The sequence below is a fragment of the Klebsiella sp. MS 92-3 genome, assembly GCF_000195655.1.
Taxonomy (GTDB): domain Bacteria; phylum Pseudomonadota; class Gammaproteobacteria; order Enterobacterales; family Enterobacteriaceae; genus Klebsiella; species Klebsiella pneumoniae.
In genome coordinates this window covers 35,007-41,572 of record NZ_GL882802.1, presented here as the reverse complement: position 1 = coordinate 41,572, position 6,566 = coordinate 35,007, and the positions used below count along the sequence as shown (strand labels likewise).

Annotated in this window: 7 protein-coding genes; 4 read left to right on the top strand and 3 right to left on the bottom strand. The window is 60.1% G+C overall.

Going from position 1 to position 6,566, the window contains the following annotated elements; genetic code table 11:
* A partial coding sequence (locus tag HMPREF9538_RS29820; protein WP_148671937.1) for an AzlC family ABC transporter permease occupies positions 1 to 212 on the bottom strand: 212 nt, incomplete at its 3' end.
* 99 nt (positions 213 to 311) lie between these two features.
* On the opposite strand from HMPREF9538_RS29820, the gene HMPREF9538_RS15205 reads away from it, so the two are divergent.
* The 4 genes from HMPREF9538_RS15205 (at position 312) to HMPREF9538_RS15220 (ending at position 5,489) form a co-directional block, all read left to right on the top strand.
* Complete coding sequence (locus tag HMPREF9538_RS15205) at positions 312 to 860, top strand: helix-turn-helix domain-containing protein (RefSeq protein WP_002882865.1); 549 nt, start codon at positions 312 to 314, stop codon at positions 858 to 860.
* A gap of 87 nt (positions 861 to 947) precedes the next feature.
* Positions 948 to 1,943 (top strand): substrate-binding domain-containing protein, encoded by a 996-nt coding sequence (locus HMPREF9538_RS15210; protein ID WP_004146243.1) that lies wholly within the window; start codon positions 948 to 950, stop codon positions 1,941 to 1,943.
* Positions 1,944 to 2,058: 115 nt separating this feature from the next.
* Positions 2,059 to 4,182, top strand: coding sequence for an alpha-galactosidase (locus tag HMPREF9538_RS15215; protein ID WP_009484971.1), 2,124 nt, complete (start codon positions 2,059 to 2,061; stop codon positions 4,180 to 4,182).
* Between the two features lie 41 nt (positions 4,183 to 4,223).
* Positions 4,224 to 5,489 carry an MFS transporter gene (locus tag HMPREF9538_RS15220; protein ID WP_004178015.1) on the top strand — a complete coding sequence of 422 codons (1,266 nt, stop codon included), beginning with the start codon at positions 4,224 to 4,226 and terminating at the stop codon, positions 5,487 to 5,489.
* A 37-nt stretch (positions 5,490 to 5,526) separates the two neighbouring features.
* On the opposite strand, the gene rhaM is transcribed toward HMPREF9538_RS15220, so the two are convergent.
* Both rhaM and HMPREF9538_RS29815 read right to left on the bottom strand, forming a co-directional pair.
* A complete protein-coding gene (rhaM, locus tag HMPREF9538_RS15225; RefSeq protein WP_004181618.1) occupies positions 5,527 to 5,841 on the bottom strand; it encodes an L-rhamnose mutarotase in 315 nt (104 codons plus the stop codon).
* The coding region (locus HMPREF9538_RS29815) for an iron-containing alcohol dehydrogenase (RefSeq protein ID WP_009484969.1) at positions 5,838 to 6,566 on the bottom strand (729 nt) is incomplete at its 5' end. The genes rhaM and HMPREF9538_RS29815, both read right to left, overlap by 4 nt.

The following is a 6,566-nucleotide window of genomic DNA, read 5'->3' as shown; positions in this document are numbered from 1 at the left end:
AGCGGACTACCGCCGCTGGCGACAATGCCGATAAACATGAATTCAGAAGCGCCTGCCAGCACGGACACCGAAAGCAAGAGCGGCACCCATAAAGGGAAGCCGTAAGCCACCGCCAGCGACCCATAGGACATGCCCACCACCCCGACGGCAAGGCAGACCAAAACAATCGCTTTTATCGTGTCTCCGCTGAGACTGGAGAGAGTTTGTTTCATATCACTTAGCCATATCGAACGAATTTCCATTATAATGAACACATAATGATCGTTTTTCAAGGCGAACGAATTGTTCGATATAAAAAACAAGGGGCGGGTATGACACAGCCAATCAGCGTTATCGCCAAAAGTCTGGTGCGGGAGCGGGCGCGGACCGGGCTTTCGCTGGCGGAAGTCGCGCGTCGGGCGGGTATCGCAAAATCCACGCTATCGCAACTGGAGTCCGGCAACGGCAACCCGAGTCTGGAAACGCTGTGGTCGCTCTGCGTAGCGCTGGATATTCCATTTGCCAGGCTGCTTGAGCCGCAGGTGAACAAAACGCAGGTGATCCGCCGCGGCGAGGGGACCAAAGTGGTGGCAGAGCAGGCGAACTATCAGGCCATTTTGCTGGCCGCCTGTCCGCCCGGCGCGCGTCGGGACATCTATTTGCTGCTCACCCAGCCCGGCGCCGACCGCATTTCGCATCCGCATCCGCCAGGCTCGGTGGAACATATTATCGTCACCCAGGGGCGGGCGCGAGTAGGGCTGACGTCGGCGCCGGAAGAGCTCGGCGAGGGCGACTATATCTGCTACCCGGCGGATCAGGAGCATGTTTTTCAGGCGCTGGAGCCGGATACGCAGGCCCTGCTGATCGCTGAGCAAAACTGACATCGCGTCGGCGGGGGACGCGCGCTCGCTGGACGTCATAGCCATATTGCGGGAAACTAGCTTTCCTATGCGAAAACAGGGATTTTTATGTCGCTGAAAGCCATTGCCAAACAACTTGGGATCTCCGTCACGACCGTCAGCCGGGCGTTGAACGGCTATGACGATGTGTCGCAGGAGACCCGCGCCCGGGTTGAGGCTGAAGCGCAGCGCCGGGGCTATCGCCCCAACACTTTCGCCCGCCGTCTGAAAATGGGCACCATTGATGCCGTTGGTCTCGTCTTCCCTGTCCGCCCCGCGCCGCTCAACAATAACGTTTTTCTCGAGATGGTCGGGGAGATCAGCCATGAGCTGGCGCGCCATGACATTGATTTGTTGCTGATCGCCGATGATGAGCAGGCGGATAAACATGGCTATATGCGCATGGTGCAGGGCCGTCGCGTCGATGCATTAATCGTGGCCCATACTCTGGATGACGATCCGCGGCTGGCGCAGTTGCAGGCCTCCGGTTTTCCGTTTCTGGCGCTCGGCCGTAGCCGCCTGGCGCAGCCCTACGCCTGGTTTGATTTCGATAACTATGCCGGCACCTGCCGCGCCACCCGCCATCTGATTCAACAGGGCCACCAGCGTATCGCTCTGCTGGGCGAGAACAACAATCAGGCGTTTATTTTGCAACGGCGTAACGGCTACCTCGATGCCCTGCGCGAGGCGGGGTTATCCGATGCATGGCTGCGTAGCGTGCCGGCGACGCGCCGCGGCGGCTATCAGGCCACGCTGGAGCTGCTGCGTCTGCCTGAGCCGCCTACCGCGATTATCACCGACTGCAACACCCATGGCGATGGCGCCGCGATGGCGCTCGCTCACCTGGGGCGTTTAACCGGCGACAACCGCGTCGCCCTGGTGGTGTACGACGGGCTGCCGCAGGACAGCATCATTGAGACCGATGTCGCCGCGGTGATCCAGTCCACGCGCCAGGGCGTGGGAAGGCAGATTGCCGATATGGTGCGTCGCTTAATCGCCGGGGAGGATCTCGCCACGCTGCAGGTGCTATGGCAGCCGGAATTTTTCCCGGGTGAAACCGCCTGATCTTATCCCTTTTTAACCCGTAATTCTGAAGCCGATCACGGATCCGAAACGTTTTGGTTGGCATCCGAAACGTTTCGGATCAACAGTAAGACATTCCTTGTGATGGAGATGTCTGATGTCTGATTCGCTGATTCACCTGCAAAGCGCCGGTGCCGATATTGTAATTAAAACCCGCCCTTTCGCCGAAATTGTCTACTGGGGACCGCATTTAAGCCACTTTTCGCCGCAGGATGCCGACAGCCTGACGCGCCCGGTCGCCAACGGTAGACTGGATGTCGATTCGCCAGTGACCTTAATGGCGGAGCTGGGCCATGGTCTGTTTGGCGCGCCGGGCATTGAAGGCCATCGTCAGGGGCTGGATGCCTCTCCGCTGTTCACCACCAGCGAAGTGCGGCACGAGGGCCAGACGCTGACCCTGGTCAGCGAAGATCCGCAGGCCGGCCTGCGCCTGCAGAGCGAGATCGCGTTGGATGCCAGCGGCGTGCTGAGCGTGCGCCATGGCGTGACCAATCTGCGCGCCAGCCCATGGCAGGTGGATCGCCTGGCGGTCACGCTGCCGGTCGCCGAACGCGCTCGCGAGGTAATGGCTTTCCATGGCCGCTGGATCCGCGAGTTTCAGCCTCATCGCCTGACGCTGGAGCACGACAGCTTTGTGCTGGAGAACCGCCGCGGGCGCACCTCTCACGAACATTTCCCGGCCCTGATCACCGGCAGCCGCGCCTTTAGCGAGATGCAGGGTGAAGTCTGGGGCGTGCATCTGGCCTGGAGCGGTAACCATCGCCTGCGGGCGGAGGTGAAAACCGATGGCCGTCGCTATCTGCAGGCCGAGGCGCTCTATCTGCCGGGCGAAATGGCGCTGGCGGAAGGGGAAACCTTGTGGACGCCGTACCTGTATGCCAGCTACTCGGCGAATGGGCTGAACGGCATGAGCCAGCAGTTCCATCGTTATCTGCGCGAACGGATTATTCGTTTCCCGGGCAACAAACCGCGCCCGGTGCATCTCAACACCTGGGAGGGGATCTATTTCGACCACGACCCGGACTACATCATGCGTATGGCCGACGAAGCGGCGGCCCTGGGCGTCGAGCGCTTTATTATCGATGACGGCTGGTTTAAAGGGCGCAACGACGACTGGGCGGCGCTTGGCGACTGGTATCTCGATGAGAAAAAATACCCCTACGGCCTGACGCCGGTTATCGATCACGTGAAGTCTCTGGGTATGGAATTCGGTATCTGGGTGGAGCCGGAAATGATTAACCCGGATTCCGATCTGTACCGGGCGCACTCGGACTGGGTGCTGGCGCTGCCGGGCTATACCCCGCTGACCGGCCGCCATCAGTTTGTCCTGAACCTCAACATTCCCGAAGCGTTTGATTATCTGCTGGAGCGGATGAGCTGGCTGCTGGGCGAGCATGCGGTGGACTACGTGAAGTGGGATATGAACCGCGAGCTGGTGCAGCCTGGGCATCAGGGACGCGCCGCTGCGGACGCGCAAACGCGCCAGTTCTACCGCCTGCTGGATACGCTGGTGGCCCGTTTCCCGCACATTGAATTTGAATCCTGCTCCTCCGGCGGCGGACGGATCGATTATGAAGTCCTCAAACGCAGCCATCGCTTCTGGGCGTCTGACAACAATGACGCCCTTGAGCGCAACACCATCCAGCGCGGCATGAGCTACTTCTTTCCACCCGAGGTAATGGGCGCGCACATTGGCAATCGCCACTGTCATGCCACCTTCCGCCAGCATAGTATCGCCTTCCGCGGCCTGACGGCGCTGTTCGGTCATATGGGCCTTGAGCTGGATCCGGTGAGCGCCGATGAAGAAGAGCGCGCCGGATACCGAAAATATGCAGCCCTGCATAAACAGTGGCGCGACGTGATCCATCACGGCGTGCAGTGGCGAATAGATATGCCGGATGCTACCACCCTTGCCCATGGCGTCGTCAGCCCGGATAAAGCGCAGGCGATCTTCCTCGTTAGCCAGCTGGCGATGCCGGACTACACCCTGATGGCGCCGCTGCGCCTGGCGGGCCTGGAGGCGAGCGCCCGCTATCAGGTGACGCTCCTCGATCATCCGAACATTCAGATCACCGGCGAGGGCGGCCACACCATGCGGAAGCTACCGGCATGGATGACGACGCCGCAGACGGTGAGCGGTGAGTGGCTGCAGCAGGCGGGGCTGGCGCTGCCCATCCTCGACCCGGAAAGCGCCATTCTGATTGGTCTGCAACGCGTGTGATGGTATCGGGCCGCGCTGCGGCCCTTCTTGAGGAAAATATAATGAACCCGACCGTCTGTACCCACAAAAACAACCCCAACTTCTGGATTTTCGGGCTGTTCTTCTTTCTCTACTTCTTCATCATGGCCACCTGCTTTCCGTTTCTGCCGATCTGGCTGTCGGACGTCATCGGCCTGAATAAAACCGAAACCGGCCTCGTTTTCTCCAGCCTGTCGCTGTTCGCCATCTGTTTCCAGCCGATCCTCGGAGTGATCTCTGACAAGCTGGGGCTGAAAAAACACCTGATGTGGATCGTGACCGTTCTGCTGGTGCTGATTGCTCCCTTCTTCCTTTATGTTTTCGCTCCGCTGCTGAAAACCAATATCTGGCTCGGGGCGCTGAGCGGCGGCGCCTATATCGGCTTTGTATTCTCCGCAGGCGCCGGCGCGATGGAGGCCTATATCGAACGGGTAAGCCGCAACAGCGGGTTTGAATACGGCAAGGCGCGAACCTTTGGCTGCCTGGGATGGGCGCTTTGCGCGACTACCGCCGGAATGCTGTTCAGCATTAATCCCGAATGGGTGTTCTGGATGGGGTCAGCCGCCGCGCTGCTGCTGGTGGTGCTGGTGGCCATCGCCAAACCGCAGGCCAGTCAGTCCGCGCAGGTAATGGACTCGCTCGGCGCCAATCGCCCGGCGATCGATTTAAAAACGGCGGTGCGCATGTTCCGCCAGCGTAAGATGTGGATGTTTATTCTGTATGTTATCGGCGTGGCCTGCGTGTATGACGTTTTCGATCAGCAGTTCGCCACCTTCTTCAAATCGTTCTTCGCGACCCCGGAAGCGGGCACCCGCGCCTTTGGTTTCGCCACCACTGCGGGAGAAATATGTAACGCCATCATTATGTTCAGCTCGCCGTGGATTATTAACCGTATCGGAGCGAAGAATACCCTGCTGATCGCCGGGATGGTGATGGCGGCAAGAATGATTGGCTCTTCCTTCGCCACCACCGCCGCGGAAGTCGTAGCGTTGAAAATGCTCCATGCGCTGGAGGTGCCGTTCCTGCTGGTGGGCGCCTTTAAATACATCACCGGCGTGTTTGACGTCCGGCTGTCGGCGACCATTTACCTGGTGGGCTTCCAGTTCGCCAAGCAGGTGGCGGCGATCTTTCTCTCCGCTTTCGCCGGCAATATGTACGATCGGATCGGCTTTCAGGAGACCTATATGATCCTCGGTGGTATTGCCCTGACCGTCACCTTAATATCCGCGTTTACGTTAGCGGGTAAGACGAAAACCGAGCCGCTGCGCGATAATGCAATGACCGTTTAATCGACCGGCCTCCCGTCTGGAGGGAGGCCAGTTATTTTTACGCCAGATAAAACACTTCTTTGAGCTCCGCGCTCAGCGGGCTGTTGTCCGGGTTGCTGGGCATCACCTCGCGCATGTATTTCCACCAACGCTGGCATACTTCCGTGCTGGCGACCGCTTCCCAGCGGGCTTCCGATTCAATCTCCACCGTCGCGAACAGGAGATGGCGTTCTTTATCGAGATAAATGGCGTAGTGGTGCGCGCCGTGCGCTTTCAGCACTGCTTCCAGCTCCGGCCAGATGGGGTTATGGCGGCGCTGGTACTCCTCGTGCGCGTCGGGGTTCACCTGCATGACGAAGGCTTTACGGATCATAAGGCCTCCAGATAGAGCTCGCGAACCTCATCGCGGCTGGCGGGGCGCGGGTTACACGGCGCGCATGGGTCGGCCAGCGCTTTATCCAGCCAGCCTTCGATATCGGCTTTGCTGACGCCAAGCTGGCTGAATCCCTGGGGGATCCCTACGCGTTTGCTCAGCGTGCGGATGGCATTGATGGCCTCCATGCTGGCAGCTTCATCGCTCATGCCGCGAGTATCGACGCCCATCGCCTGCGCCACGCGGGCAAAGCGCGCCACCGCGTTCGGGCGGTTAAAGTTTTCGATGATCGGCAGCAGGATGGCGTTGCATACCCCGTGCGGCAGATTATGGGTGGCGCCAGGCTGATGGGCCAGGGCATGTACCAGCCCGAGACCGGCGCTGTTGAACGCCATGCCCGCCAGATACTGGCCAAAGGCCATCTGCTCGCGGGCCTGCAGATCGTGCCCATCGTCTACCGCTTTCGGCAGCCACAGGTTAATCAGACGAATGGCCTCGAGGGCGTTGGCGTCGGTCAGGGGATGGGCGCCAACGGAGACAAAGGCCTCGATGGCGTGGGTCAGGGCATCCATGCCGGTGGCGGCGGTAACGGCTGGCGGAATGTCGAGCATCACGCTGGCGTCGTCGACGGCGATATCCGGGATCAGGTTCGGGTCGATAATCACCTCTTTCACCTGCCGCTCGCTATCGATAATTACCGCGTTGCTGGTCATCTCCGCCCCCCC